This window comes from Streptomyces sp. L500 (genome assembly GCF_054551825.1).
In genome coordinates this window covers 26,933-53,839 of the sequence record NZ_JBTOLC010000004.1, presented here as the reverse complement: position 1 = coordinate 53,839, position 26,907 = coordinate 26,933, and the positions used below count along the sequence as shown (strand labels likewise).

Here is a 26,907-nt window from a genome sequence, read left to right as displayed (position 1 = left end):
GGCCATGGCCGAGCAAGCGGGAAGCCGTCCGGTTACCGTCGGAACATGAGCGATCCCTCGCAGATCGTGACAACCGCGCACCCCGGGCTGAGCGCCGCCGAGGTCGCGGAGCGCGTGGCACGGGGCGAGGTCAACGACGTACCCGTACGGTCCTCGCGCTCCACCAAGGAGATCGTCCGGGCGAACGTCTTCACCCGCTTCAACGCCATCATCGGCGTCCTCTTCCTGATCATCCTCGTCGTCGGCCCCCTCCAGGACGGCCTCTTCGGCTTCGTCATCATCGCCAACACCGCGATCGGCATCTTCCAGGAGCTGCGCGCCAAGAAGACCCTCGACTCGCTCGCCGTCATCGGCGAGGCCAAGCCGGTCGTCCGCCGCGACGGCGCCCCCGTCCCCCTCCCCACCGGCTCGATCGTCCTCGGCGACGTCATCGAGCTCGGCCCCGGCGACAAGTGCGTCGTCGACGGCGAGGTGGCCGAGGCCGACGGCCTGGAGATCGACGAGTCGCTGCTCACCGGCGAGGCCGACCCGGTGCTCAAGAAACCCGGCGACCCGGTGATGTCCGGCTCCTTCGTCGTCGCCGGGGGCGGCGCCTTCACCGCGACCAAGGTCGGCCGCGAGGCGTACGCCGCGCAGCTCGCCGAGGAGGCCACCCGCTTCACCCTCGTCCACTCCGAGCTGCGCACCGGCATCAGCACGATCCTCAAGTACGTGACCTGGCTGATGCTGCCCGCCGCCCTCGGCCTCGTCGTCAGCCAGCTGGTGGTCCAGGGCCACGACTGGCGGGAGGCCGTGCGGCGCATGGTGGCCGGGATCGTGCCGATGGTCCCCGAAGGGCTGGTGCTGCTGACCTCCGTCGCCTTCGCCATCGGCGTCATCCGGCTGGGCCGCAAACAGTGCCTGGTGCAGGAGCTGCCCGCCATCGAGGGGCTCGCCCGCGTCGACGTCGTCTGCCTCGACAAGACCGGCACCCTCACCGAGGGCGGCATGGACGTCAGCGAGCTGCGCGTCCTGGCCGCGGCGCATGGGTCGTCCGAGGTGCAAGGGTCGGCCGAGGCCCAGGAGTCGGCCGAGGCCCGGGAGTCGTACGTGCGCCAGGTGCTCGGCGCCCTCGGCGAGGCCGAGCCCCGGCCCAACGCCAGCCTCCAGGCGATCATCGACGCCTATCCCGACGGCTCGAACGCCTCGAACGCCTCGAACGCCCCCGACGGCTCGGGCACCTCGAACGCCTCCGGCGGCTGGCGCTGCGCGGAGGCGCTGCCGTTCTCCTCCGCCCGCAAGTACAGCGGCGCCTCGCTCCACGGCCCCGACGGCGAGTCCGGCACCTGGCTGCTCGGCGCCCCCGACGTGCTGCTGCCCGCCGGCGACCCCGCGCTCACCGAGGTCGACGGGCTCAACGCCCAGGGCCTGCGCGTCCTGCTCCTCGCCCGTGCCGCGCGCGACCTGGACGACCCGCGCGTCGCCGAGGACGTGCGCCCCACCGCCCTGGTCGTCCTGGAGCAGCGGCTGCGCTCCGACGCGGCGGAGACCCTGCGCTACTTCGCCGAGCAGAACGTCTCCGCCAAGGTGATCTCCGGCGACAACGCGGTCTCCGTCGGCGCCGTCGCCGCCAAGCTCGCCCTGCCCGGGGCCGAGGCCCCCGTCGACGCCCGGAAGCTGCCGCACGAGCCGGAGGCGATGGCGGCGGCCCTGGACCGGGGCGCGGTCTTCGGCCGCGTCACCCCGCGGCAGAAGCGGGACATGGTCGGCGCCCTCCAGTCCCGGGGCCACACGGTCGCCATGACCGGCGACGGCGTCAACGACGTCCTGGCCCTGAAGGACGCCGACATCGGCGTCTCCATGGGCTCCGGCTCGGAGGCCACCCGCGCCGTCGCCCAGATCGTGCTCCTGAACAACAGCTTCGCCACCCTGCCCTCGGTCGTGGCGGAGGGCAGGCGCGTCATCGGCAACATCACGCGCGTGGCCACGCTGTTCCTGACGAAGACCGTCTACTCGGTGCTGCTCGCGGTCCTGGTCGTCTGCACGCGGGTCTCCTACCCCTTCCTCCCCCGGCACCTGACGCTGCTGTCGACGCTGACGATCGGCGTCCCCGCGTTCTTCCTCGCCCTCGCCCCCAACAAGGAACGGGCCCGCCCGCACTTCGTCCGCCGTGTGATGCGGTACGCGATCCCGTCCGGCCTGATCGCGGGGACGGCCACCTTCGCCGCGTACCTGCTGGCCCGCGCCCACTACGCGGACGCCGGGCTCGCCCCCGCCGACACGCTCGGCGCGGAGACGAGCGCGGCGACGCTGACCCTCTTCCTGATCTCCCTGTGGGTGCTCGCGATCATCGCCCGCCCGTACACGTGGTGGCGGGTGGCGCTGGTCGCGGCGATGGGGGCGGGGTTCGTGGTCGTCCTGGTGGTGCCCTGGCTCCAGCGCTTCTTCGCGCTGAAGCTCATCGGGACGACGATGCCGTGGACGGCGGTCGCCATCGCCGTGGCGGCGGGGGTGGCGCTGGAACTCACGTGGAGGTGGCTGAAAACGAACGATGGCCCCACCGAACGGTGAGGCCATCGTCACTGTGCGCCGCCAGGGACTCGAACCCCGGACCCGCTGATTAAGAGTCAGCTGCTCTAACCAACTGAGCTAGCGGCGCGTGACTCATCCATAGTACCCCGGAAAAGGAGTACCTCTGACCACGGCGGCCGCCGTACGCTCCGCCGCATGGTGAGACTGGAGCGGCTCAGGGCGGACCACGCGCCCGCCCTGCTGGCCTTCGAGCGGGAGAACCGCGCGTACTTCGCCCGGACCGTCCCGGACCGCGGCGACGCGTACTTCGCCCGCTTCGCGGCCCACCACGCGGCCCGGCTCGCCGAGCAGGAGACGGGCGGGATCCACTTCCACGTCGTCCTGGACGACGACGGCGACGGCAATGGCGCCAGCGGTCGGCTGATCGGCCGCGTCAACCTCGTCGACGTCGAGCGGGGCACCGCCGAGCTCGGCTACCGGATCGCCGAGCGGGCGGCGGGCCGGGGCGTCGCCACGGCCGCGGTCACCGCGCTGTGCCGCCTGGCCGCCACCACGTACGGCCTCACCTCCCTCACGGCCCACACCACCCTCGACAACCCGGCCTCCCGGACCGTCCTCGAACGCAATGGGTTCGTGTTCGCGGAACACACCACCGTCGGCGACCGCCCGGGCGTGCGCTACGAGCGGGAGCTGTAGCCGAGAACCGACGGAACCCGTCGTTCCCAGGCGCTCCCCGGCCAAAGAACAGCCGAGATCCGGCCATCGCGGCACCACGACAGCCCCCATAGGTGTCCTTACGACGCAGCCTGATACGGGCGTAGCCACAACAACATGGGGGAAATCATGAGAAAGATCGCTCCCGGATTACCGTGCGCACTGCTCACCGCGGCCGTGCTCACGCTCACCACAGCCGTCTCGGCCTCCGCGGCCGGGCCTTCGGCTTCCTCGCCGGTGGAAGAGTCCCGGCCGGTCGCCGCCGGCGACGTGCGGGACCTCACCGGCATCGCCCACGCGTATCTGCGGCAGCGTGCCGACTCCGTCACCCTGGCCGGCGCCAAGCGCCTGGCCCCCGTCACGCCCGAACGCGCCACACCGGCCCTGAAGCAGAGCCTCGCGAAGGAGTTCGCCCAGCTCGCCGAGCAGGGCCGCGCCTACGAGAAGGCCAGCGGCGGCTACTCCCGCGCCGAGGTGGCGGTGACCCCCGGCAAGGCGGAGCAGAAGGGCGACCGGGCCACGCTCCGGCTGACGGAGACGACGAGCCTCCTCTACCCGAACGTCCGCTCCGCGGACGAGCCCAAGGCCGAGGAGTACACCCTCGACCACACGCTCACCTTCACCCGTGACGCGGCCGGCGCGTGGGTCCTCGCCTCGGACCGCCCGGACATCGGCACCGGGGACGTCACCACGTACAACACCCCGCCCCGGACCGAGCAGCCCACGGACGAGACGAAGAGCGAGGGACCGCGTTCGGCACCCGCGAACACCGAACGCCCGCCCGCGGGCACCCCGGCCGACGACAAGGCCAAGACCGGCAAGAGCACCCTGGCCGCCGGGTACGACTACACGGCGATGGTCAACTACGCGAACAGGTACTGGCAGCACCCGAACGGCGACTACCGCACCTACGGCAACGACTGCACCAACTTCGTCTCCCAGGCCATGAAGGCCGGCGGCTGGAAGAAGAAGGGCAGCGGGTTCTTCGACCGCAAGGACCGCGACAAGTGGTACTACGGCGACCACACCTGGACCACCAGCTACACCTGGGGCGGCGCCGAGAACTGGTTCTGGTTCGCCAGGAAGTACTCCCAGCGCGCCAAACCCCTGAACAACGTCTGGCAGATGGCTCTGGGCGACGTGCTCCAGGCGGACTGGGACCGCGACAACACCATCGACCACACGATGATCGTCACGGGGTTCTACGGTACGAGTGAGATCTACCTGACGTACCACACGAGCAACACCCACAACCGGAAGCTCACCAACCTCCTCGCCAAGTACCCGCACGCCTGGTGGTACGCGCACCGCACGTGACGTCCGGCTTTCGCCTCCCCGGCCTCTGGAGCGACATGAAGACACCACTTCGCATCGTGTGCGCGACGGCGGTCGCGGCCCTGTCCCTGACCGCGTGCGACGACCAGGGGGAAGGGAAGGCGAGGGACGAGCGCGACACCGCGGTCGCGTATGTGAAGGCGATCAACGACCGTGACGTACCGGCGCTGGTGAAGCTCAGCCCTCCCGGCAACGAGGGGGCCGAGCAGGCCGCGCGAGAGCTGGTCGGCAGCCAGGGCGGACGCGGGCTGCGCGTGGACGACGTCCGGGTCGGCCACGAGTTCGGCCCCGACACCGCCGACGCGCGGCTCCGGGCGACCGACAAGGAGGGCCGTCCTTTCAGCGAGACGCTCACCCTGACCCGGCGCGGCGGGACGTGGTACGTCGCCCTGGGCACCGCGCCGGGCTCCACGCCGAAGTCGCCGGCGCAGACGTCACGTCCGTGACAGCAGGCACAACCGTCGCCAGTAGTCGTCAGCCGTCCGTGACAGTGAGGCCGACGTGCTGGGCCAGGGCGGGGGCCAGGTCGAAGAGCTGAGGGGTGCTGATCGTCGCCCCGGCCAGGTACTCCGCCCCGGAGGTGATGCCCAGCGCGGTCGCCTCGCGCAGGTCGACCCGGGTCAGCGTGGCCCGGGTGAGGTCGACGCCGTCCAGGGCCGTGCCGGGGAAGGAGACGTCCGTCAGCGTCGCACCGCCGAAGTCCACGTCCCGCAGCAGGCAGTCGACGAACGCGACCTCCTTGAGATGGGCCACGCGCAGGTTGACCGAGTCGAACTTGCAGTGGTGGAAGACGGTGCGGCGGATGTCGGCGCCGTGGATCTCCGTGCCGGCGAGGAGGCCGGAGACGCACTCCACGTCCATCCACCTGGTCTCCGCGAGATCGCTGCCGACGGTGCGGAGGTTGTGGAACCACACGTTGTCGAAGAGCGCGCGCCGGTAGCGGCCACGGGTGAGGGTCACCGACGACAGGGCGGACTCGGAGAACTGGACGCTGCCGCCGTCGACGTCGTCGAAATCGCGCCCGTCGACGTGGAGCCATTCGTACGCGCTCTCCCGCTCCAGCTCGCCCGTGAACGGCTCCAGGCGGTGCGCGTACGGGAGCGCTGCCAGGTCGCGGGGGTCGGGCACGGGCACGGGCACGGGCGTGCTCATCGGCGGGGTCCTTCCGGTCCGGGGTGCGGGAGGGGCGCCCTCATGCTTACGCGAGTCCGGCCGTTCCGCCCAATCGCCGGGGGGCGGTCTTCCCCGTCCGCTCACCGGCGGGCGTGGAAGACGCCCCAGGAGAGCAGGCCGTTCTCGCAGGCGTCGACCCACAGGGGCAGGTTCGCCCGCAACCGCTCCCGGTACGCGTCGCTGTAGGCGCCGGCGAGTTCGTCGCCGTGCCGCCGTACGTCCTCGGCGAGGCGGGTGTAGTGCGGGAGCAGGTTCTCGCTGAGGTCGTCGAAGCGGACCCGCCCCAGGCCGAGGCCGGTGAGCCGCTCCCGGACGAAGTCCGGCGTCGCCAGGTCGGCGACGTTCAGCCGCTCGCACACCGGACGCAGCGCGTCCCTGTGGCTGTCGTCGGCCGCCATGACGTCCGTGAGGACCAGCGCCCCGCCGGGCGCGAGGACGCGGACCGCCTCCGAGAGCATGCGCGCCCGGTCGCCGCTGTGGACGAGGGCCTCCTGCGTCCAGACGACGTCGAACCGTCCGTCCGGCGCGGGGACGTCCTGGAACGACCCGGCGACGACGTCGATGAGCGCGTCCAGCCCCTCGCGGGCGTTGAGCTCGCGGTGGCGCCGGTTCTGCACGTCGCTGATGTTGAGCGCGACGACACGGCAGCCGTAGGTCCGGGCGAGGTGGCGCGCGGCGCCGCCGTAGCCCGAGCCGAGGTCGATGACCGTGCGGCCCGGCCCGAGGAGGTCGGCCACCCGCGCGGCCATCCGGACATCGGTCCGCCGGCTCGCGCGGGCGACGGGCTCGTCGGGGTGCTCGTAGATGCCGGTGTGGATGTCGTCGCCGCCCCAGACGGCGGTGTAGAAGCCGTCGACGTCGGCGGAGTCGTAGTAGGCGCGGGCCGTGTTCGCCGCGTGCGTGGTCGCCGTCTCACCCATGCCGGAATCCTCCGCCCGGCCCGGCGTCCGCAAACCTCACCCGTCGCCTCACGCGCCGAGCGCGGCGTTCCACACGGGGCTGTCCACGTAGTGGTTGTCGAAACGCTCGGAGGACTCCCTGATCTCCCGCGGGCTCGCCTCGCCCCGCATCACGCGCTCCAGCAGCCGCATGTACGCGAAGCGCGCCATCCCGGGCGTGAAGGTGATCAGCACATCGGCCTCGCACCCGGGCGCGGCGGCGAACGCGTGGTGCGTACGCGGCGGCACGAGGAGGAAGTCCCCGGCCTCCAGCACCTTGACCTCCTCGCCCACGAGCACCCGCAGCGAGCCGTCGATGACGTGGAACATCTCGGCGGCCCGCGTGTGAAAGTGCGCCGGCGCGCCCGGCGCCCCCTCGGCGAACGTCGAGCGGTAGCTCGTCAGCAGACCGCCGGTGGTGTCGGAGTCGGCCAGCAGCGTGATGACGCTGCTGGGATCGCGCGTGACCTCCGCCTCGGCGGCACGGGTGAGCAGGGCGGGGAAGTCGGCGTTCCGGGTCGTCGTCGTCATGGCTGTGGGCCTCCTCGGTGGTCGTGATCACGACTCTAGGGAGGCGGGAGACCTGGTGGATGGTGCAATTCCTCGCGGGTATGGGAGGTCAATTCGGCTCGTGGTCGGTGCGGCGGTGGTCTTCGAGGCGGGTGTTCGCGTCGTGGGACGCGCGCCAGTCGTGGTGGGCTTGTGACTCGTGCCTTTTCTCAACGAGTTCATGGCACGTCGTGCAGGTTTCCGCTGGCGGAAGGACGATGACGGCGGCGCCGGAGGAGTGCGGCAGGGGGACGGGGGCCTGTGGCCGCGCTGTGGGGAGTTGCAGCAGCTCCTGCTGTTCCAGCAGCGCTTCGGCGCCTCTTCCCAGGCTCCGGACGCGGATGACCGCTGACATGTAGCCGTCCCCGGCCGTGAGCCCGAGCCGGGCCCGGGCCTCCCTGACGACGGTCAGCGCGTCCTCGCGGACCGGGTCGCCCGCCGGGCGTCCGCTCACGGCGGCCTCGACGGCGGTGGCCGTGGCGCGGATGTAGGCGACGAGCCCCTCGCTCAGCCCTTCCGCCTCTGCCGGGGCGGGCAGCCGATACTCGGTGGCGATGGCCCGGTGGATCACCTCCTCGATCCCGGGCCGGGGGTCCGGTCGGCGCGTCCGCGGTCGCGGGGGCGGCACGCGCGTCAGCGCGGCGCCGGCGTTTCCGGTGAGGGGGTAGGGAGGCATGGCGGCTCCTTGAGCAGGGGTGGGGGGCGCCCGCCGGGCGTTCGGCGGGTGGCTTGAACAACGCTGCCGCAGCCTCGACTTGGGCCGCAAGTTAGCCCCAAAAAGGGAGAGAAATTGGAATATGCCAACCCTGGGCATCGTCACGCCGAGCGCACGCACCGGCTGAAAGACTGCCGACAAGGGCGAGCTCAGGGGCTACAGAGGCTCGCCGGGAACCAACAGGGCGACGCCGTCGGGGTACAGGGGCGTGCCCACGGGTACAGCACCGGAAGGGTTCGACAGTGGCAGCACGACGCGGTCCGACGTTCCGCCGGAGGGAGCTGGGCAAGGAGCTCCGCCGTCTGCGGGAGAGGAAGGGGTTGAGCACCAGGGCGGCAGCCGAAGCCATCGAGAGTTCGGAGTCGAAACTCAACCGAGTCGAGTCCGGGCACAACCAGCTACCTCGCGTACGCGACCTGGAAGACCTGCTCGAACTGTACGGCGTCACCGCCACCGACGACCGCGAGCACCTGCTGATGCTCCACAGGGATTCGCTGAGCGGAGACTGGTACCGGCCCTACCAGAACTTCCTGCCTTCGGGGCAACTGCTCTACATGGGGCTGGAGTCGGATGCGGCCTCAATGCGCGCTTGGCACTCCCAGGTCGTCTTCGGGCTTCTGCAGGCCGAGAGCTACACGCGCGCCATGTTCACCACGTCGAAGCCTGTCCTGGAGAGGACGACCGAGTTCGTCGAGAGCAATGTGACTCTTCGCATGAAGCGCAAGGAGATTCTCTTCGGGGACAACCCGATGGAACTGCGTGTGGTGCTGGACGAATCGACGCTCCGACGCGTGATCGGAGGGCCCGAGGTGATGCGCGAACAGTACGCGGAGATCGAAAAGCTCGCGTCTCTCGACCACGTCACGGTGCAGATTCTCCCGCAGAGGCTCGCCACCTATCGCGCGCCCGACAACTTTGTGATCCTCGACTTCGATGCGGGGCTTGATCCTGTCGTCATGCACGACAGCCCATCCGTCATGACTGTCTCCGACAAGGCCCGCGAGGTCTGGCTGCACGCCCGAAAGTTCGACGCCATGCGGGAGGGCGCCTTGGCCCCGGCTCAGACAGCCGAATTCCTGCACCGACTGTCAAGAGAGATCGATGAAACCTAAAACTCGATTCACGGCCCTGCAAGTGGCAGACAAAGCCTCCTGGTTCAAGTCGTCCCACAGCACCGATACCGGGGCGGCAAGTTGTGTCGCAGTCGCGAGACTCGCCGACTGCGTCGGCATACGCGACTCCAAGGAGCCGGACGGACCGGCCTTCATCGTGGCAGCGGCGTCCTGGGCCTCGTTCATAGGGGAGGTGCGGGCCGGGCGGCTCCTGAGGGGGACGCGCGGCTGAGCCGCGGTGGGCGTGAGCGGCTTTCCTCCCCGCCCGGGGCGGGGAGGGCGCCGCGTCGTCGACGCATGGGGTCAGGCGCCCGGCGCCGGTTCGTCCTCCAGCATGCCGCGGATCATTTCGCGGAGCTCGGGTGTGTCCTCGTGCTGGTGCACGGACACCGCGTGCTCGGTGGCGGCGCGGAGGACTTCGTCCTCCTCGCCCGTGATCGTCAGCGTGCAGTGGGATTCGCTCGGCGCCTTGCGGCAGTCGGCGACTTTCCTGGTCATGACGGCCTCCTGTCGTACGGATGTACCGCCCGTGGTTCCAGGGTAGGCCGGGCAGGAGGTGCCCCGCCGCCGCGCCCGCATGCGGCATGTCACCCGTACGGGGCCGCCGAAACGATCCGCTACAGCCTGTGCGGGGTTGCGGGCACCGGCCTCACCCCACAGGGCCATTACTCGCAACCCCGGATACCCCCTGGCGCCCCGTCCCCGGGGGAACCTCACACGGCCGGCCGGAAAGACTCACCGCAGTCCGCCCCCCACTGGAGGAGACACCTTGAGCCGCACCCGACGAACCGTCCTCGCGCTCGCAGCAAGTACGGTCCTCGCCGTCATGGGAGCCGTCGCCACCGCCCCGGCGGCGCAGGCCGCCCCCGCCGCCCCGATGTCGGCCGGCGGTGACGTGTGCAGGTTCGTGCAGACCGCCCTGGCCAACCAGGGCCTCACCATCGGCGGGACCTGTCCCGCTTGAGTCTCCCGCCCCGCCGGGTCCACGCCCCTCGGCGTGGACCCGGCACCGGGCCGAGTCCTACGTGCAGGGGGTGTCCGGTCCGTTCTGGCGGTTGATGTTGCCGTTGTACATCCAGCCCATGCTCTTCGTGCCGTCTATTCGGACGTAGGTCCACCGGTGGCCGTAATTGTTGGTGATGTAGCAGTGGAACCAGACCTTCACACCCGACTTGGCCTCGGCCAGCGTGGGGCATGACGCATACGGACCGGATCCCAGCTTGAAGGTGCCGATCATGTAGCCGTAGGTGCCCGGCTTCGGGTCCTTGTGGTCCCAGCCGACGCAGCTCTTGGACACCGTCGACGACGGGGAGGGCGACGTCTTCGGGGATTTGCCGTCGCTCGGCGTCGCCTTGGGGCTCGCCTTGCCCGGGTCGCCGGCCGTTCCGCTCGGCGTCGGCAGCGAGGGGCTGCCCGACGGAGCCACGGGCAGGCCTTCCGACGGTGCGGTGACCATGCCGCCGCCCGAAGGGGACCCCGGAACGGGCGACGCGCCCTGCGCCACGTCGCGCTTGCCGCCGTGCTCGCCCATCAGGGCGTAGCTGACGCCACCGCCCGCCAGGACGACGGCGGCCGCCGCCCCCGCGATGAGCGCACGGCTGCGGCGCCGCGCCTTGCCCGCGCCCGGAGGGCCGGGAGCGGGGGCGGGAGCGGGAGCCGGGGCGGCCGCCGGATGCCTGGGCGGGGGGTAGCCGTAGCCGGCGTACGGAGGCTGCGGCGCCGCATCGGCACCGGCGCCCGCCACGGGCCGAGGCGGCGGGGTGACGGCCATGGTGGGCGGATGGCCGAAGGCCGGGGGCGGGGCGCCGAAGGCCGGGGGCGCTGCGGCGGCCGGAGGCGAAGCGGCCGACGGCGGGGTGGCGGCCGACGGCGTGGACGACCTCTGCACGAGGTTCACCGTCTTCCCCGACGCCACCCGCTCCAGCATCTGCCGCGCCTCGTCGGCGGTGGGCCGGTGCTCCGGCTCCTTCGCCATCAGCGCCAGCAGGACCGGTGTGAGCGCCCCGGCCCGCTTGGGCTCCGGCAGCTGTTCGTTGACGATCGCCGTCAGCGTGGACCACACCGACGTCCGGCGGAACGGCGAAGCGCCCTCCACCGCCGCGTACAGCGTCATGCCGAGCGACCAGATGTCCGACGCGGGGCCGGGGTCCGCGCCCTGGGCGCGCTCCGGGGGCAGATAGTCGAGGGAGCCGATGATCTCGCCGCTGCGGGTCAGCTTGTCCATGGCCTCGTCGCCCGTGGCATCGAGCGTCGCGATGCCGAAGTCGGTCAGGACGACCCTGCCACCGCGTTCCAGCAGCACGTTCCCCGGCTTGACGTCCCGGTGGAGGACGCCTGCGCGGTGCGCGGCGTCGAGCGCGGCCATCAGCTTGGCGCCGATGGCCGCGGCCTCGCGCGGCTCCAGCGTGCCGCGCTCCGCGAGGACGTCGTCGAGGGAGGGGCCGTCGACGAGTTCCATGACGATGACGGGGAGGCCCTGCTCCTCGGTCACGTCGTGGACGGTGACCACGCCACCGTGCCGGATACGGGCGGCGGCCTGCGCCTCCCGCCGCATCCGGGCCCGCAGGTCGGCGAGCTCGGGCGCGGACGCGTCGGTGTAGGCCCGCAGGACCTTGACGGCCACCTCGCGGCCCAGCACCTCGTCCGTCGCGCGGGCCACCACGCCCATGCCGCCTCGGCCCAGCGTGGCGGTCACGCGGTAGCGGCCACCAAGTATCTGACCGGTCAGGTCGCCGCCGTTCGGGTCCCCCGTCGTCACCGCGCGTCTCCGTTCCCTCACGCTTGTCACATGCGCCACCACTGCATGGCGGGCACCAAGGGTAGAGAGCCCGGGGAACCGCGCGCAGTCGGGGTGTCAGCCGCCGCCCTTCTCCGTGCGGACGATCGCCTCGCGGACGGCGGTGACGAAACCGTCCCAGTAGCGGGCCGCCGTACCGTCCGTGGACCTGCCGTAGGTCGCGGCGCGTGTCGCCGGGGAGGCGAAGTCGCCGAACATGGCCTTGCGCAGGTCGGTGGAGAGCTCCAGCTGGCCGCCCGCGCCGCTGTAGGTGCGGTTGCAGATGTTCAGCGGCTCGTCACCGTCCAGACCGCCGTCGGGCAGCGTGAGGGTGACACCGCTGCCGAGGCAGTCGCGGAGGGCGTCGTACAGGTTCTTCTTCAGCGTGGCGTCGCGGCCGCCGATCTGGATCAGCTTCTGCGTCCCGGAGCCACCGGGGTTCTTGCAGCCGTGGACGGAGACCGCGTGGCGGCTGCCGCCGACGATCGCCAGCGCGGCCGGGTCGTCGCAGTGTGTCGACGTGACGTGCATCTGCTGGACCGCGCGGCTGTCGGTCGCGAGAACGTCGAACATCCAGTAGTCGTAGGCGGGGCCGCCGCCGGAGCCGTACCTCGTCATGGGGTCCTCCGGCGCGTACCCCGCGATCGCCAGGCACAGCTCGCTCGTGCCGTCTTCCAGATTGCCGCCGTGCGGCGCGATCACGGACGTCAGCGGGGGCGTGGCCCGGGAGTGCCCCGGAACGGTGTCCAGGCCGGTGCGGCGGTAGCGGCGGGCCCAGTCCACGCCCTCCTTGAAGAGCGGGCTGGCGTACAGCTCCGTGTTCGAGGCGAACAGCTCGGTGTCGGCGGCTTGCGGGACGGCGGCGGCCCGCCCAGCGGCGGTCGTGGCGAGCGGTACGGCCACGGCCGCCGCCGCCATGCCTGTCAGCAGAGATCTTCTGGTCGTCGAGCGCATGGCGGCATTGTTGGTTATCAGCCGATGGTTCGTCAGCCCTTTCGGGCGGCTCGACTTCAGTCGAACCAGCGCGCCCGTTCCAGTTCTTCCGTCCGCGACGGGTCCTCCAGCAGCGCCGCCGCCTCGAAGCGGCGCGCCCACGCGCCGGCCGCCCACGCCAGGCCCGCCGCCACGCCCTCCAGCGTCGCCGCGTGCAGGACGCCGTCCGGGCCCAGGCGCCAGTCCAACTCCACGCCGTCGATCACGAGCTCCTCGTGCTCGACGTACGTCGCCGGGGCGCCCGGCAGCAGGACCCTTACCTCCTCCGGGACCTCGCGCACCTCGCCCTCGGTCGTCTCCACGGCCGCCGGGACGACCTCGCTCAGCCGTCGCACCTGCAAAAGCTCCGCCAGCGCCGCCGCTCGCTCCGGGGCGACCGGCAGCAGGGCCACGCCCGTCGCCAGCGGCAGCAGGTCCGGGGCGTCCGCCACGACCGCGTCCGCCGCGTCCACGACGCGTACTTCGCCGTCGACGACGGCCCGCAGGTCGTCCGGGAGTGTCACGTCCTCCGGGGCGAGGTCGGCCAGCAGGCCGTAGAGACCGTGGAGCCGGTCGGGCCGGACCTCGCGGGACGGGTCCGCCAGGCGGGACAGCAGTTCCGCCGCGCCGCCCGGCTCGTCCAGCAGCGCCGCCGCCGACGTGCGGACGCCCAGCGCCCGCAGCACCTGCTCGTCGGCCAGGCCGCCCGCGTCCGCCGCCTCGTAGAGGCCCTCCAGCAGCGGGTCGCCGCCCGCCACCCGCAGGCCGGCCGGGCGGCGGCCGTCCAGGACGGGGTGGCCGCGCAGCCACCACGCCGTGTACGGGCGCACGGACTCCGTCGTGCCGTCCGGCAGCAGGACGCGCAGCGGGGTCGTCAGCGCGTCGCGGAGCGGGGGCTCGGCGAGGAGGGCGAGGGCCTGCGGCCAGGCGTCGTCGTCCACGAGGTCCAGGTCCCGGACCGCCACGATCTCCGTGGCCACCGGCGGCACCGGCGTGTCGGGGAGCCGGTCGAGGACGTCCTCGCACCACACGTCCACGGCGTCGAGCAGCCCCGCGTCGTCGGGCTCGGCGAAGTCGCCGTCGCGCGGCTCGAGTTCGTCGGGGTCGAGGACGACGTCGGCCGCGCGTACGAGCGCGAAGTCGGCCAGCACGCCGACCGCCGTCAGCGGCTGCTCGCCCCAGCGCTCGGCCAGCTCCGCGTCGCACGCGGCCAGCTCTCCCGGGCGGATGACCTGTTCGAACGGGCTGCCGGGGAGCACGAGTTCACCGGCGGGCGCGAGCTCGCCGTCCTCGTCGGGCAGGGCGAGGGCCGCCAGCCACGGCTCGTCACCGGGGGCGAGGTCCGCGTCGCGGGCCAGGGTGAGGACGAGTTCGGCGAGGGTCTCGCTGTCGAGCGTCTCCTCGTCGTCCCAGACCTCCTCGGCGTCCAGGGACGCCGCCACGGCGGCCCTCACCTGCGGCGTCGTCAGGATCGCGCGCGGCGAGGACGGGGTCGCGCCCAGTTTCTCCAGCAGCGGGTGGGCCGCGTCCGGGTGGGCGACCTTCAGCCCGAGGCGGGCCAGGTGCTCCGCGTCCGGGCCGGTCGCGTCGGCGGGCGGCAGCGGCAGCAGGACCTGGCGCGGGCCGATGGCCGTACGGCCGTCCGCGAGCGGTACGGGCAGGCCGGTCAGCCGGTCCGGGTCCACGCCCGCGAGGCTGTCGTAGAGGCGCCACCACCAGTCCGCCGGGCGCTCCGCCCCGGCGAGCCGGTCGATGACCTCGCCGAGCGGCACGCGCGCCACGCCGAGTGCGCGGAGCTCCGGGCGGCGCTCCAGGCCGGCGGGGAGCAGGCTCGGGAACAGCTCGCCGAGCACGGCCACGGTCGCGGTGCCCGCGCCCTCGACCAGTTCGGCGTCGCGGGGGCGCAACGGTTCGCCCGCGGCGTCGCTTCGGTGGAAGGGGTCGTCCTCCCAGGCCGGCGTGGGTGCGTCAACGGCCGGCGCGGCGGCCGCCGGGTGTTGTGTGGACGCGTCCGGGGATTCCGTCCACGGGATGCCTTCGATGCCCGTCCCGGGGGGCTGGGTGGGTTCCGTCGGGAGCGTCGCCGCGCTCGGCAGGAACGGGACGTCCGGGAGTCCCTCCAGGATGCGGCGGCGCAGCTCCGCGTCCAGCGCGCCCGTCGCCAGCGGGGCCGGGACGAGGTCGAGGGTGCCCGTGCCGACGGGACGCCATTCACGCAGCAGGGCCGTGTACGTCTCGGCCGCGCGGTCGGTGAGGAAGTCCGAGAGGACGCCGGGGGCCGTGTGGCGGCGCGTCGGCTCCAGCGGGAAGCTCGCGATGAGCAGGGCGGGCAGGCCCAGGGGCTCGTCCGTGGGGGTGGGGGCGTGCACGACGGGGGCCGTGCGCGGGCGCTCCGGGGCGCCGTCGGGTGCGACGGGGACGGCCCAGGTGACCGACCAGTGGGGGCGCAGGCGCTCCTCCACGGGGCGGTTCGCGAGGAGGTCGGGGGTGAGGGGGCCGGTGGCCGTCTTGACGCGCCAGCGGGTCGTCCTGGTGCGGGTCGTCCCGGCGGCGTCCGGGGTGGTGCCGGGTTCCCCCGTCGTGTCCTCGATGACGACCTGGTCGTCCTTCTGGTGGCGCGTCAGGACGCGGCGCGGTGCGTCCGGGGTCTCGATGACGACCTCGGCGAGGCCGGGGAGGGTGAGCAGCAGCGCGTCGTCCACGGCGGCGAGGAGACGGCGGGTCAGGTCCTCGGCGGCGCCGTCGCGGAGCGGGAGGACGACGACGGTGTCGTAGCCGTTGAGCACCGCGCCCTCGGCGGGGAACGGCAGGCGCAGGAGCGGTACGTGGCCCTCGCGGCGGCGGAGCTCGCCGCCGAGGCCGGGGCTGCCGCCGGCGGCCTCGGCGGCCAGGGCGCGGGCCTCGGCCAGGGACCAGCGGACGCCGCCGGTGCGGCCGACGAGGGCGGGCTCGTCGGTGACGGCGAGGACGGCGGCGAAGCCGACGCCGAAGCGGCCGGCGGCGCGGGTGCCCTCGTCGCGCTTGGCGGAGGCGCGGAGGGTGGAGAGGGACTCGACGCCGGTGGCGTCGAGGGGGGCGCCGGTGTTGGCGGCGGCGAGGGTGGCGGGGGTGCCGGCGTTCGCGGCGTGGAGGGTGAGGTGGAGGCGGCCGGGGACGCCGGCGCGGGCGGCGGCGTCGGCGGCGTTCTGGGCGAGCTCGACGACGAGGCGGTCGCGGTAGCCGCCGAGGGCGAGGTCTTCCTCGGCGTTGGCGTCCTCGCGGAAGCGGGCGGGGGAGGTGACCCAGGAGTCCAGTACGCCGCGGCGCAGGCGGGCGGTGCCGAAGGGGTCCAAGCTCACGTCTGCGTCTCTCCCTGTGCGGGTGGTGCGTGGGTGGGTGGGTCGTGGGTCGGGGGCGGGGTGGGGCGGACGGGCCCTTACGGGGCTGAGCTCTTCGCGGTGCCTGCCATCACTGTGCTGATTGCCCCGTATTGTGCTCCAGCGGCGAAGAGCTCTTCACGCCCCTACCAGGGCCCGTCCACCCCACCCCGCCCCCTCACGTCACCCCAGCTCCCTGGCTGAGCGATCCGTTCCGGGCAATCGGGCGGGCGGGTGGCGAAACCCGCGCCGGAGGCGCGGAACACCCTGCGGCACTCAGGAGTGGCCGAGGTCCTCTTCGGACTCCGGTTCGGCGGACGTCTCGTCGGTCTCCCGGAGCGGGAGGACGTCGACGCGCGTCTCGTCGATCACCGGCGGAGCCGGCCGCGGCGGCCGCGGCATGACGGCCGCCTCGGAGTGACCGCCGCATCCGTAGGAGAGGGAGACGACGTGGCCGTCCGCCGGTCCGAACTCGTTGGCGCACACACCGAACGCCTGGCCCAGCGAGCCGCCGATGGGGACGAGGAAGCCGCAGCTGACGCAGGACGCGGGGGCCGCCTGGGCCATGGGCGTCTTGGAGCCGTGGGACTCGTCCCAGCGGTCGGCCGCGGTGTGGAGGCCGTAGCGGGAGAGGACCCGGGCGCGGCGCATGCCGAGTTCCTCGGCGAGGGCCGCGATGGAGCCGCGCCGGGGCGCGGTGGGCAGCTCGCGCGGGGGGCCGACCGTGATGTCCGCGTCCTCGGCCTCGACGAGCTCGGCCATCTCCTCGGAGACCGCGGAGCTCGGCGGGGGTTCCTCCGCGCCGATGAAGCCGGGCTCCAGGCGCAGGTCCTCGGCGTCGGTGGGGAGGAGGTCGCCGGGGCCCATGTCGCCGGGGCGCAGCCGCTCGCTCCAGGGCACCCATTCGGGGGCGAGGAGGGCGTCGGAACCGGGCAGGAGGACGGTCTCGTCGAGGGTGACGACCTTGGCGCGGGAGGCGCGGGCGACGGTGACGGCCCAGCGCCAGCCCCGGTAGCCGGGGTCTTCGCAGAGGAAGTAGTGCGTGACGACGCGGTCCCCGTCGGCGACGACCTCGACGTGGTCACCGACCTTGCCCGGCAGGGCCGCTTCCTCGGCGGCCGCCCGGGCGAGTTCGACCGCCTCGGCGCACAGGCGGTCCGGGGTACGGCTTCGCATCGCAGCACTCACAAGAATCGATTCTCTCTTCCACGCCGTCTCACGAGTGCGCCAGCCGAACGATCGGGCGTGCGAACGGAGCGGACCGCTGGGCCGCGTCGACGTCCGCGCCCGACGGCCTGGGGCGCACCTGTCATCACCCATTCTGCGGGATCTGGACTCGGGGTGCGGCCAGGAGCTGCGGCCGGTGGCGCGCTACGCACGCTACCCCGCGCGGCCACCCGGGGGATACCCGGGCTTCGGCGAGCCCCGCGCGTCGTGGCGGGCGGGCCCGGCGCGTCGTGGTGGGTCGTCGTGGGTCGGCGTGGGCCGCACGCCCCATCGGTACCGCGAAAGTGCCATGCATGGTGTCAGTTGGGGCAGTATGGCGTGGTGGGAGCCATCCGGTCAGCCGAGGGCGGTCCGCTGCGCCGTACGGCCCGGAGCGCCGGCCGGGTGCTGCGCGCTCCCTTCCGGGGCGCGGCGCGGGGCGTGCGCCGGGCGACGCACGCGCACGGCGCGGGCGAGTCGGGCCTGGGCAAGCTGATCGAGCTCCACGCGGTGAATTCGGCCGGTGACGTGTTGATCACGATCGCCCTGGCGTCGACCGTCTTCTTCTCCGTGCCCACGGATCAGGCGCGGGGGCGGGTGGCGCTCTACCTGGCGGTGACGATGGCGCCGTTCGTCTTCCTCGCGCCGGTGATCGGTCCGCTGCTGGACCGGGTGCCGCACGGCCGGCGGGCGGCGATGGCCTCCGCGATGCTGGCCCGTGCCCTGCTGGCGCTGATGATGTCGGGCGCGGTGGCGAGCGGCGGGCTGGAGCTGTATCCGGCGGCGCTGGGTGTGCTGGTGGCGTCGAAGGCGTACGGGGTGGTGCGCTCGGCCGTGGTGCCGAGGCTGCTGCCACCGCGGATCGCGCTGGTGAAGGCGAATTCCCGGGTGACGCTGGGCGGCCTGCTGGCTACGGGCCTGGCGGCCCCGCTGGGCGGGGCGCTGCATCAGCTGGGGCCGCAGTGGCCGCTGTACGGGGCGTGCGTGGTGTTCGCGTTCGGGACGTACCTGTCCCTGTCGTTGCCGCACAAGGTGGACTCCGCCAAGGGGGAGGCCCGGGCGCGGCTGGCCGCTCCCGGGTCCCGGCGGCGGGGCAGGTGGTGGGGGCGGGCCGGGGCTCCCGGACTGCGGACCGTGGGGGCCTCGGTGCTGCACGGGCTGCAGGCCAACGGCGCGCTGCGGATGCTGTCGGGGTTCCTCACCTTTTTCCTGGCTTTTCTTTTGCGAGTGCATCCGCTGGGCGGGTTGAGTCCCGCGTTCTCGCTGGGCTTCGTGGCCGTGGCGGCCGGCGCGGGGAACGCGCTGGGGACGGCCATGGCGGCGCTGCTGCGCTCGCGCGGTCCGGAGAAGACGATCGCGCTGGTGCTGTCGGTGACGCTGGGGACGACGATCGTGGCGGCGGTGCTGTTCGGCGCGTTCATGGTGGTCGTGGTGGCGGCGGTGGCGGGGATCTCGCAGGCGCTGGGGAAACAGTCGCTGGATTCCCTCATTCAGCGGGACGTGCCGGAGGAGGTGCGCACCTCCGCGTTCGCCCGTTCGGAGACCCTGTTGCAGATGTGCTGGGTGGTGGGCGGGGCCATCGGGATCCTGCTGCCGCTCAACGGGGTGGTGGGGATGTCCGTGGCGGCGGCGTTCCTGGCCCTGGGGGCGGCCACTGCCGTACGGGGGCTGCTGGCGGCCGCCCGGCGCGGCTCGCCGCACCCGCGCGTGGCCTGATGGGAGGGGCCCGATAGCCTGCCCGCATGACCGTTACTGATGACCTCGCGGTGTCGGGTCGCGCCTCCGGGGAGCTCGGCCGCGGCAAGCGCCGCCGCGCCGCTGCCGCCGTCGGGGCCGTGGCCCTCGGGCTCGTCGCCCTCACCGCCTGCGACAAGCCCACGCCGCTGGCTACCGTGACCGTCGGTTCGACCACGGTGACCTCCGAGGCCGCCTGCTACGACGACGGCAACTCCCTCGGCAACGAGAAGGTCGCGTCCTGCCTCAAGGAGAGCGGGGGCGAGACCGTCAAGGCGTCCATGGAGGACAAGCTCCGCTTCGGCGTCGACCCGAAGATCGCCGACGAGGGCTGGACCATCTTCATCAACGGCCAGCCCGCCGAGCAGGAGCCGAACAAGAAGACGTACCGGACGATCCCGGCCAGCGCCTTCTTCGCCGGCGGCCAGGGCGGTGCGGCCGCCAAGACGCAGGTCAGCATCGTCGAGGTGAGCACGGGCAAGGCCCTGGGCGTCTGGAACTTCACCGTCGAGCGCGAGTCCTGACCCCGCGACCGATGCGAGTTCTCGTCGTCACCGCCGTCCCGGCGGAACGTGACGCCGTGACCGCCGCCGCGCCGGAGCGGCGGGAGTTCCCGCTGCCCGGCGGCGCCGTGCTGCACCGGGTGGTGCGAGACGGCGGCGCGGTGGTGTGCGACGTGCTGGCCGCCGGTGTCGGCCCGGCCGCCGCGGCGGCCGGGGCGGCGACGGCGCTGACCGCCGCCGCGCTCGCGGGCGACCCCTACGGCCTGGTGGTCTCGGCGGGCATCGCGGGCGGCTTCGCGCCCGCCGCGCCCGTCGGCGCCCTGGTGGTGTCCGACGCGGTGGTCGCCGCCGACCTGGGCGCCCAGTCCGGCGACGGCGGTTTCCTGTCGGTCACCGAGCTGGGCTTCGGCTCGCACGTCCACCGGGCCCCGGAGGAGCTCGTCCGGGCCGTGGCCGGGGCGACCGGCGCGGTGCGCGGCGCGGTGCTGACCGTGTCCACCGCCACCGGCACCGCCGAGCGGGCCGGGGAGCTGGCCGACCGTCACCCCGGTGCGGTGGCCGAGGGCATGGAGGGCTTCGGCGTCGCCGAGGCCGCGGCGGCCCACGGCGTGCCCGTGCTGGAGCTGCGGGCGGTGTCCAACGAGGTCGGGCCGCGCGACAAGGGCGCCTGGCGCATCGGGGAGGCGCTGCGGGCGCTCACCGAGGGATTCGTCGCGCTTTTCGCGGATTTTCCGGCCGTTCCGGCATTGGGTTCTTCTTCCGGTTCGTCGCCTGCCACATTGGCCGAATCGCTGCCTGTTCAGGGGGGCTGACATGAGCGCGCCGCTCAAGATCGCTTATTCGCCGTGTCCCAACGACACCTTCGTCTTCGACGCCTGGGCACACGGCCGGATCCCCGGCGCGCCCGCCCTCGACGTCACCTTCGCCGATATCGACATCACCAACGGCATGGCCGAGCGCGGTGAATTCGACGTGCTGAAGGTGTCCTACGCGGTGCTGCCGTGGGTGCTCGACGAGTACGCGCTGCTGCCCTGCGGCGGGGCCCTGGGACGCGGCTGCGGCCCGCTGGTGCTGACCCGGGAGGCGGACGGCCCGGCGGACGCGGCGGAGCTGGCCGGGAAGACCGTCGCCGTGCCGAGCGAGCGCTCGACGGCCTATCTGCTGTTCCGGCTGTGGGCGGCCGCCGAGGTCCCCGGCGGGGTCGGCGAGGTCGTGGTGCTGCCCTTCCACGAGATCATGCCGGCCGTGCGGGACGGCAAGGTGGACGCCGGACTGGTCATCCACGAGGCCCGCTTCACCTACGGGAACTACGGGCTGCGCAAGCTCGCCGACATGGGCGAGCACTGGGAGGACACCACGGGCCTGCCCATTCCGCTGGGCGCCATCATCGCCAAGCGCTCGCTGGGCGCGGAGCGGCTGCGGGAGCTGGCCGAGACGGCCCGCACCTCGGTGCGGATGGCCTGGGACGACCCGGCGGCCTCCCGTCCGTACGTCCTGGCGCACGCCCAGGAGATGGACCAGGCGGTGGCGGACCAGCACATCGGGCTGTACGTCAACGAGTTCACCGCGGGCCTGGGCGAGGAGGGCTACGCCGCCGTGCGCGGGCTGCTGACCCGTGCCGCGGCCGAGGGGCTCGTACCGCCCCTCGGCCCGGACGCGCTCGCGTTCGTGTAGCCCCGGCTCTATACGTCCAGCTGGTCGGCCACGGCGCGGAGCATGCCCGCGATCTTCGCGCCGCTGGCCTTCTCCGGGTAGCGGCCGCGCTCGAGCTGCTGGGTGACGTTCTCCAGGAGCGTGGTGAGGTCCTGGACGATGGAGGCCAGCTCATCGGGCTTGCGGCGCTGCGCTGCGGCGACCGACGGGGGGGCTTCGAGCAGGGTCACCGACAGCGCCTGGTCACCGCGCTGGCCGGCCACCACGCCGAACTCCACGCGCTGGCCGGGCTTGAGGGCGTCGACCCCGTCCGGGAGCACCGAGGAGTGCACGAAGACGTCTCCGCCGTCGTCGCGGGAGAGAAAGCCGAAGCCCTTCTCGCTGTTGAACCACTTGACCTTGCCGGTAGGCACGTCTGTCCTCGTCCTCGTGTCTCGTCGGATACCGAAAAAAACGAAATATTCGCTGTAATCAAGAGAAAAACAGCTCTGGATAGCACTACAGCGGGCCGCAAGACCCGCCACCCCCAAGGCTAATGGTCCCGGGCCCGGTGACAAGACGTCCTCGGGTCGTACCTGTGCGCGTCCGATCTGTTCGCCGTCATCCGGCCGCCATACCGCCGCCCTGGGATCTACCCTGGTCAGGTGAGTAGCGAAACGCCCCGAGCCGGGGATCTGCTGGTACGGACCGGCGCCGTCGTCTTTCTCGTCGGCGCGGTGGCCACTTTGGCCACGGTCGCCCCGCTGTTCCTCGGTGCCGATCCCCTGCCGCCCGCAGCGTACTTCGTCTGCATGCTGATGGGCGTGGGATTTGTGATCTCCGGGGCCGGGGTGCTGCGCTCCATCGCCGAGCAGCGCCGCGAGGCGCGCGGGGCGATGGATCCCGCGAGCTAGTCCGCCTGGTGCCGGTCCGCCCGGAGCCGGTCCGTCGAGCCGGCGCGGTGGCCGCGCAGCCAGGCCGGGAAGTCGGTCAGGCCGCCGGGCAGGACGACGTCCGCCCCGGCCGCGCTCAGTTCGGCCACGCCGTACGGCCCGGTGGGCACCGCCACGGCGAGCGCACCGGCCTTCCGCGCGCCGAGCACGTCCCCGATGTGGTCGCCGACGTAGACGGACGCGCCGTGGGCGCGCAGGGCGAGGGCCTTGTCCTCGGCCCACAGGTCGCCGATGAGTTCCTCGGCGTCGATGCCCAGGTGGTCCAGATGGAGCCGGGCGTTCCGGGGGTTCTTGGCGGTGACGACGATGGCCCGGCCGCCCAGCTCCCGGATGGCGGCCAGGGATTCGCGGGCGCCCGGCATCGCGGGCGAGGGGGCTATGCCGTGTTCGGGGTAGCCGGCCAGGTAGAGGGCGTTGGCCTCGGCGACCTCCTCCTCCGGGAACCAGTTGCGCAGTTCCTCGACGAGCGGCGGGCCCAGTCTGCTGATGACGAGGTCGAGGTCGATGTGGGTGCCCGTGGCGGCGGCGAGCGCCGCGTAGGCGGCCCTGATGCCGGGTCGCGAGTCGACCAGGGTCAGGTCGAGGTCGAAGCCGACCGTGAAGGCGTACCGGTGGTCCGTGCGCGGGGCCGTGCTCGGATACGGGGTCATGCCCCATATTGTGCCGGGTGGCCCACCCGTACACTTAGCCTCGCCTAACCGCAGCCGTTCGCGGCATTGGGGCCGTCATGGTCGCAATGCCGGTTTGTCGACCTGTCGGCCCTTTTGGGGCCGGCGTTTTGGAAGCGATGTCAGCCGCCGTCCCGATCAGCAGCCCCGGACCGTCGTCGGTCCGCCGCCGCGTCGGCTGGATGGCGGCAGCGGTCGCCGCCCTGGCCGTCGCGGCCCTGCTCAGCCTCGCCGTCGGCAGCCGCCCGGTGGCCCCCTCCCACGTCCTCGACGCGCTGCTGCACGGCGGCACGGACCCCGACTCCGTGACCGTGCGCAGCTTCCGCGTGCCGCGCACCCTGATCGGGGTGATGGTCGGCGCGGCCCTCGCCCTGGCGGGCACCGCACTCCAGGGCGTCACCCGCAATCCCATCGCCGACCCGGGCGTCCTCGGCATCAGCCAGGGCGCCTCGCTGGGCGTCGTCGTGGCCATGACGGCGGCGGGGCTCCACCGGCTGAGCGACTACGTCTGGTTCGGCTTCACGGGCGCCGCCGTCGCCGCCGTGGGCGTCTACGCCGTCGCCACGCGCGGGCGCGGCGGGGCCTCGCCGGTGAAGCTGGCGCTGGCCGGGGCCGCGATCAACGCGCTGCTGGTCTCCGTCATCTCCGGCGTCCTGACCACCGAGGCGTCCGCGCTGGACGAGTTCCGCTTCTGGCAGGTCGGCTCGATCGCCGGGCGCGACGCGGCCGTCGCCGCGCAGCTCTGGCCGTTCCTGCTCGTGGGCGCGGCGGCCGTGCTGGCGTCCGCCCGTGGCCTGGACGCGCTCGCGCTGGGCGAGGACATGGCGAAGGGCCTGGGCCGCAACGTGGGGCTCGTCCGCGTCACCGCCGGGCTCGGCGCCACCGTGCTCACCGGCGCGGGCGTCGCGGCCGCCGGGCCGATCGCCTTCCTGGGCCTGGCCGTCCCGCACATCGCCCGCGCGCTCGTGGGCACCGGACACCGCTGGGTGCTGCCGATGGCCGCGCTGCTCGGTCCCGTGATCCTGCTGACCGCCGACGTCCTCGGCCGGGTGGTCTACACGGAGGGCGAGGTGCCGTCCGGCGTGATGACCGCGCTGCTCGGCCTGCCCTTCCTCGTGACGCTGGTCCGCCGCAAGGCGGTGGCGGCGTGAGCGCGATACCGACGCCCGGGACACCGGCGGCGGCGAGGCCGTACGGGTACGCCCTGGTACGGGTCGGCCGCGGCTCGTTCCTCGTCCACCGGCGGGCCACGGTCGTCGCCCTGGCGCTGACCGTGCTGCTGGCCGGGGCGTGCCTGGCGTACCTGTGCCTGGGCATGCCGGACACCTCCCCGGGGGAGGTCCTGAAGGTGCTCCTCGGACAGCCGTCCTCCGCCGAGTTCGCCGTGGGCACCGCCCGGCTCCCCCGGATGACCGTGGGCCTGCTGGCCGGCGCGGCCTTCGGCGTGGCCGGGGCGCTCATCCAGACCGTCGCCCGCAACCCGCTGGCCAGCCCCGACGTCATCGGGGTCAGCCAGGGCGCGGGGGCGCTGACGGTCGGGGCGATGACCTTCGGGATGACCTCGTACTCCGTCCTGCCCTACCTGTCGGTGGCGGGCGGGCTGCTCGCGGCGGGCCTCGTCTACGCCTTCGCGTGGCGGGGCGGGCTGCAGGCCGCGCGCTTCGTGCTCATCGGCATCGGCTTCGCCGTCGCCCTGCGCTCGGTCACCCATCTGTTCCTGACCAAGGGCGACTACCTCGTCGCCCAGCAGGCCAAGGTGTGGCTGACGGGCTCCCTGGGCGCCCGCGGCTGGGACGAGGCGGCACCGCTCGCCTGGACCCTGCTGGCCGCCCTGCCCGCGATCTGCTGGGCGGCGCGGGCGCAGCGGACGGTGTCGCTGGACGACGCCACCGCGACCGCGCTGGGCGTCCGGCTGAACCGGACCCGGCTGGGGCTGGCGGGCCTCGGCGTCGTCCTCGCCTCCGTCGCCACGGGCGCGGCGGGCCCGGTGGACTTCGTGGCGCTGCTCGCCCCGCAGATCGCCCGCCGCATGACCCGCACGGCGCAGATCCCACTGCTGGGCTCGGCGCTGCTGGGCGCGTTCATCGTGGTGACGGCGGACCTGCTGGGGCGCAAGCTCCTGGAGCCCACCCAGCTGCCGGTGGGCGTCCTCACGGCGGCCGTGGGGGCGCCGTACCTGATCTGGCTGATCGCCCGCGGGCGTACGGGAGGGAAAGCGTGACCGTCACCACCAGTGCCACGAGCCGGCTCGGCGCCCGGGAGCTGACGCTCGCTTACGAGGAGCGCACGGTCGTCGAGGGCCTGGACCTGGACGTCCCGGACGGCCGGGTCACGGTGATCGTCGGCCCGAACGCGTGCGGCAAGTCGACGCTGCTGCGCGCGCTGGGGCGGCTGCTGAAGCCCGCGCGGGGCTCGGTGCTGCTCGACGGCGAGGAGCTCGCCCGCATCCCGACCCGGCGGGTCGCCCGGTCGCTGGGGCTGCTGCCGCAGACCCCCGTGGCGCCCGAGGCCATCACCGTCGCCGACCTCGTCGCCCGCGGCCGGCAGCCGCACCAGCGATGGTGGCAGCAGTGGTCGGAGGACGACGAGCGGGCCGTCGCCGACGCCATGGCCCGCACGGACGTCGCGGCGCTGGCGGATCGTCAGGTGGACGAACTCTCCGGCGGGCAGCGCCAGCGGGTGTGGATCGCGATGGCGCTGGCGCAGGAGACGGACCTGCTGCTGCTCGACGAGCCGACGACGTACCTGGACATCTCCCACCAGGTGGAGGTCCTGGACCTCGTCCGGCGCCTCAACCACGAGCGGGGGCGGACGGTCGTCGCCGTGCTGCACGACCTGAACCAGGCGGCGCGGTACGCGGATCATCTGGTCGCGATGAAGGCGGGGCGGGTGGTGGCGGAGGGGCGGCCGTCGGACGTGGTGACGGCGGAGCTGGTGCGGGAGGTCTTCGGCCTGGAGGCGGTCGTGGTGCCGGATCCGGTGACGGGCGGACCGATGGTCGTGCCGGGGAGGCCGTGGCAGGGGTGACCGCCCCGGGCGGCGCCCCCGGGGCGCGTCAGCCCGGCCGTCGCGCCCGCCACAGCACGAAGGCCGCCGACGCCACCGCCGCCACCTTCACCACCACCGGCCACGTCTCCGCCAGGGCCGACGCCATCGCCCCCTGCGGTATCGGGTCGCCCCAGCGACCCTCCGTGCGGCCCCAGAGCCAGACCACCGCGCCGGCCACCGCCAGGCCCGGCACGCCCATCACGGCCCACTTCGACTCCGTCTGCGTGAGGCGGCGCGTCGCGTAGGCCAGGGCCCAGCCCGCCGCCAGGACCAGCCAGTTGCCGAGGATCGCCCCGGCGACGAGCAGCACGGCCACGAGCAGGAGGAGCGGGCTCATGGGGACGCCGTCCTTGGAGCGCCAGAAGCTGAAGCGGCGGTCGTCGCCGGGGGACTCGTCCTCGCCGGCCTCCGTCTCGGATTCGGCGGTGACGGCGTCGGCCTCCGGCTGTTTCTCGAACGACGGCGGCGGCTTCAGCATGTCCGGGATCTCGATCCCCCCGGTGAACCCGTGCACGGCGTCCCCCGCGCCCCCGGGATCCGCCGGCGCGAAGGGCCCCGGCTCCACCCGCCACCAGTCGGCCCGCCCGAGCTCCTCCTCCGTCGCCAGGTGCGGTGGCGCCGCGGGCCCGCCGAGCCGGCGCGGACGGGCCGCGACGGGCACGGACGGCACCGCCTCCTCCGCCCCCGGCCGCCGCTGCGCCGGCACCCGCCCCGCGTCGGCCACGCCGCCCGCCGGAGCCGAGCCCGCCGTGCCCGAGGCCGCCACCGCCTCCGACGGCGTACCCAGCCCGTCGAGGATGCGCCGCACGGCGGCGGGGGTGTCGGCGCCCTCGGCCGCGCGCCGGCGCTCGATCTCGGCACGCAGCCGCGACACCAGCCGCATCCGGTCGCCGGAGGTGAGCGACTGTCTCTGGGCGAGGTCCCCGACCTTGCTCAGATAGTCGTAAACCAGCTGATCGCTCTCGATCCCCACCGAAGCCCCCAAGGCCGCACGAGCCGTCGAACCCCACCG

At 73.3% G+C, this 26,907-nt stretch carries 27 protein-coding genes and 1 tRNA gene; 15 read left to right on the top strand and 13 right to left on the bottom strand.

From position 1 onward, the window contains the following. Positions 1–45: 45 nt before the first annotated feature. Complete coding sequence (locus ACX9I7_RS06675; RefSeq protein ID WP_459386769.1) at positions 46–2,550, top strand: HAD-IC family P-type ATPase; 2,505 nt, start codon at positions 46–48, stop codon at positions 2,548–2,550. A gap of 14 nt (positions 2,551–2,564) precedes the next feature. Here the strand turns inward: ACX9I7_RS06675 and ACX9I7_RS06670 are convergent. Next, positions 2,565–2,638, bottom strand: a tRNA-Lys gene (locus ACX9I7_RS06670). 68 nt (positions 2,639–2,706) lie between these two features. On the opposite strand from ACX9I7_RS06670, the gene ACX9I7_RS06665 reads away from it, so the two are divergent. The 3 genes from ACX9I7_RS06665 (at position 2,707) to ACX9I7_RS06655 (ending at position 5,006) form a co-directional block, all read left to right on the top strand. Beyond that, positions 2,707–3,207: a GNAT family N-acetyltransferase gene (locus ACX9I7_RS06665; protein ID WP_459386768.1), complete on the top strand. Its 501-nt coding sequence runs from the start codon at positions 2,707–2,709 to the stop codon at positions 3,205–3,207. 147 nt (positions 3,208–3,354) lie between these two features. Next, positions 3,355–4,542: an amidase domain-containing protein gene (locus tag ACX9I7_RS06660; RefSeq protein WP_459386767.1), complete on the top strand. Its 1,188-nt coding sequence runs from the start codon at positions 3,355–3,357 to the stop codon at positions 4,540–4,542. A gap of 35 nt (positions 4,543–4,577) precedes the next feature. Continuing rightward, a complete protein-coding gene (locus tag ACX9I7_RS06655) occupies positions 4,578–5,006 on the top strand; it encodes a hypothetical protein (protein ID WP_358627288.1) in 429 nt (142 codons plus the stop codon). A gap of 28 nt (positions 5,007–5,034) precedes the next feature. Here ACX9I7_RS06655 and ACX9I7_RS06650 read toward each other — a convergent pair whose 3' ends face one another. The 4 genes from ACX9I7_RS06650 to ACX9I7_RS06635 all read right to left on the bottom strand — a co-directional run bounded on the left by ACX9I7_RS06650 (position 5,035) and on the right by ACX9I7_RS06635 (position 7,896). After that, positions 5,035–5,712 (bottom strand): pentapeptide repeat-containing protein, encoded by a 678-nt coding sequence (locus tag ACX9I7_RS06650; protein WP_459386766.1) that lies wholly within the window; start codon positions 5,710–5,712, stop codon positions 5,035–5,037. A gap of 101 nt (positions 5,713–5,813) precedes the next feature. Beyond that, positions 5,814–6,653, bottom strand: coding sequence for an SAM-dependent methyltransferase (locus ACX9I7_RS06645; RefSeq protein WP_459386765.1), 840 nt, complete (start codon positions 6,651–6,653; stop codon positions 5,814–5,816). A 48-nt stretch (positions 6,654–6,701) separates the two neighbouring features. Continuing rightward, positions 6,702–7,202, bottom strand: coding sequence for a cupin domain-containing protein (locus tag ACX9I7_RS06640; RefSeq protein ID WP_387575424.1), 501 nt, complete (start codon positions 7,200–7,202; stop codon positions 6,702–6,704). An 88-nt stretch (positions 7,203–7,290) separates the two neighbouring features. After that, positions 7,291–7,896 (bottom strand): DUF6415 family natural product biosynthesis protein, encoded by a 606-nt coding sequence (locus ACX9I7_RS06635; protein WP_387575426.1) that lies wholly within the window; start codon positions 7,894–7,896, stop codon positions 7,291–7,293. Positions 7,897–8,177: 281 nt separating this feature from the next. Here ACX9I7_RS06635 and ACX9I7_RS06630 point away from each other — a divergent pair, with 281 nt between their 5' ends. Beyond that, positions 8,178–9,047, top strand: a complete 870-nt coding sequence (locus ACX9I7_RS06630) for a helix-turn-helix domain-containing protein (protein WP_459386764.1) — start codon at positions 8,178–8,180, stop codon at positions 9,045–9,047. Further along, on the top strand, positions 9,037–9,279 hold the full coding sequence (locus ACX9I7_RS06625) for a DUF397 domain-containing protein (RefSeq protein ID WP_459386763.1): 243 nt from the start codon (positions 9,037–9,039) through the stop codon (positions 9,277–9,279). The genes ACX9I7_RS06630 and ACX9I7_RS06625 overlap by 11 nt, the downstream gene beginning before the upstream one ends. A gap of 71 nt (positions 9,280–9,350) precedes the next feature. Here ACX9I7_RS06625 and ACX9I7_RS06620 read toward each other — a convergent pair whose 3' ends face one another. Continuing rightward, the gene (locus tag ACX9I7_RS06620; protein ID WP_358627268.1) at positions 9,351–9,545 is read right to left on the bottom strand and encodes a DUF1059 domain-containing protein; all 195 of its coding nucleotides are present in this window, start codon (positions 9,543–9,545) and stop codon (positions 9,351–9,353) included. Positions 9,546–9,816: 271 nt separating this feature from the next. On the opposite strand from ACX9I7_RS06620, the gene ACX9I7_RS06615 reads away from it, so the two are divergent. After that, the gene (locus tag ACX9I7_RS06615; protein WP_459386762.1) at positions 9,817–10,011 is read left to right on the top strand and encodes a hypothetical protein; all 195 of its coding nucleotides are present in this window, start codon (positions 9,817–9,819) and stop codon (positions 10,009–10,011) included. Positions 10,012–10,068: 57 nt separating this feature from the next. Here the strand turns inward: ACX9I7_RS06615 and ACX9I7_RS06610 are convergent, their stop codons facing one another. From ACX9I7_RS06610 to ACX9I7_RS06595, 4 genes are all read right to left on the bottom strand, one after another. Next, on the bottom strand, positions 10,069–11,805 hold the full coding sequence (locus tag ACX9I7_RS06610; RefSeq protein ID WP_459386761.1) for a serine/threonine-protein kinase: 1,737 nt from the start codon (positions 11,803–11,805) through the stop codon (positions 10,069–10,071). A gap of 96 nt (positions 11,806–11,901) precedes the next feature. After that, the gene (locus tag ACX9I7_RS06605; RefSeq protein ID WP_459386760.1) at positions 11,902–12,777 is read right to left on the bottom strand and encodes a poly-gamma-glutamate hydrolase family protein; all 876 of its coding nucleotides are present in this window, start codon (positions 12,775–12,777) and stop codon (positions 11,902–11,904) included. A gap of 56 nt (positions 12,778–12,833) precedes the next feature. Further along, entirely contained in the window at positions 12,834–16,133 is a 3,300-nt protein-coding gene (locus ACX9I7_RS06600; RefSeq protein WP_387575438.1) for a sacsin N-terminal ATP-binding-like domain-containing protein, read from the bottom strand. A 294-nt stretch (positions 16,134–16,427) separates the two neighbouring features. Further along, positions 16,428–17,327 carry a DUF3027 domain-containing protein gene (locus ACX9I7_RS06595; RefSeq protein ID WP_387575440.1) on the bottom strand — a complete coding sequence of 300 codons (900 nt, stop codon included), beginning with the start codon at positions 17,325–17,327 and terminating at the stop codon, positions 16,428–16,430. Positions 17,328–17,699: 372 nt separating this feature from the next. Between ACX9I7_RS06595 and ACX9I7_RS06590 the strand changes: the two genes are divergently transcribed. The 4 genes from ACX9I7_RS06590 to ACX9I7_RS06575 are packed head-to-tail and all read left to right on the top strand — an operon-like array spanning position 17,700 to position 21,268. After that, positions 17,700–19,073 (top strand): MFS transporter, encoded by a 1,374-nt coding sequence (locus tag ACX9I7_RS06590; protein ID WP_387575442.1) that lies wholly within the window; start codon positions 17,700–17,702, stop codon positions 19,071–19,073. A gap of 26 nt (positions 19,074–19,099) precedes the next feature. Then, positions 19,100–19,615, top strand: coding sequence for a DUF2771 domain-containing protein (locus ACX9I7_RS06585; protein ID WP_126915520.1), 516 nt, complete (start codon positions 19,100–19,102; stop codon positions 19,613–19,615). A gap of 11 nt (positions 19,616–19,626) precedes the next feature. Continuing rightward, complete coding sequence (locus ACX9I7_RS06580; RefSeq protein ID WP_459386759.1) at positions 19,627–20,406, top strand: futalosine hydrolase; 780 nt, start codon at positions 19,627–19,629, stop codon at positions 20,404–20,406. A gap of 1 nt (position 20,407) precedes the next feature. Further along, positions 20,408–21,268 (top strand): 1,4-dihydroxy-6-naphthoate synthase, encoded by an 861-nt coding sequence (locus ACX9I7_RS06575; RefSeq protein WP_387575447.1) that lies wholly within the window; start codon positions 20,408–20,410, stop codon positions 21,266–21,268. Positions 21,269–21,276: 8 nt separating this feature from the next. Here ACX9I7_RS06575 and ACX9I7_RS06570 read toward each other — a convergent pair whose 3' ends face one another. Next, complete coding sequence (locus tag ACX9I7_RS06570) at positions 21,277–21,660, bottom strand: cold-shock protein (protein WP_189453265.1); 384 nt, start codon at positions 21,658–21,660, stop codon at positions 21,277–21,279. Positions 21,661–21,891: 231 nt separating this feature from the next. On the opposite strand from ACX9I7_RS06570, the gene ACX9I7_RS06565 reads away from it, so the two are divergent. Beyond that, positions 21,892–22,140 carry a hypothetical protein gene (locus tag ACX9I7_RS06565; RefSeq protein ID WP_126915515.1) on the top strand — a complete coding sequence of 83 codons (249 nt, stop codon included), beginning with the start codon at positions 21,892–21,894 and terminating at the stop codon, positions 22,138–22,140. Here the strand turns inward: ACX9I7_RS06565 and ACX9I7_RS06560 are convergent. Then, on the bottom strand, positions 22,137–22,829 hold the full coding sequence (locus ACX9I7_RS06560; protein ID WP_387575450.1) for an HAD family hydrolase: 693 nt from the start codon (positions 22,827–22,829) through the stop codon (positions 22,137–22,139). The genes ACX9I7_RS06565 and ACX9I7_RS06560 overlap by 4 nt on opposite strands. A gap of 137 nt (positions 22,830–22,966) precedes the next feature. On the opposite strand from ACX9I7_RS06560, the gene ACX9I7_RS06555 reads away from it, so the two are divergent. Genes ACX9I7_RS06555 through ACX9I7_RS06545 form a run of 3 tightly spaced genes read left to right on the top strand, consistent with a single transcriptional unit; the run spans position 22,967 to position 25,874 of the window. Next, positions 22,967–23,998, top strand: a complete 1,032-nt coding sequence (locus ACX9I7_RS06555) for a FecCD family ABC transporter permease (RefSeq protein WP_387575452.1) — start codon at positions 22,967–22,969, stop codon at positions 23,996–23,998. Beyond that, positions 23,995–25,068, top strand: a complete 1,074-nt coding sequence (locus tag ACX9I7_RS06550; RefSeq protein ID WP_459386758.1) for a FecCD family ABC transporter permease — start codon at positions 23,995–23,997, stop codon at positions 25,066–25,068. Before ACX9I7_RS06555 ends, ACX9I7_RS06550 begins: the two co-directional genes overlap by 4 nt. Beyond that, positions 25,065–25,874: an ABC transporter ATP-binding protein gene (locus ACX9I7_RS06545; protein WP_459386757.1), complete on the top strand. Its 810-nt coding sequence runs from the start codon at positions 25,065–25,067 to the stop codon at positions 25,872–25,874. Before ACX9I7_RS06550 ends, ACX9I7_RS06545 begins: the two co-directional genes overlap by 4 nt. A 28-nt stretch (positions 25,875–25,902) precedes the next feature. Here the strand turns inward: ACX9I7_RS06545 and ACX9I7_RS06540 are convergent, their stop codons facing one another. Beyond that, the gene (locus tag ACX9I7_RS06540; protein WP_387575458.1) at positions 25,903–26,868 is read right to left on the bottom strand and encodes a hypothetical protein; all 966 of its coding nucleotides are present in this window, start codon (positions 26,866–26,868) and stop codon (positions 25,903–25,905) included. Positions 26,869–26,907 lie beyond the last annotated feature (39 nt).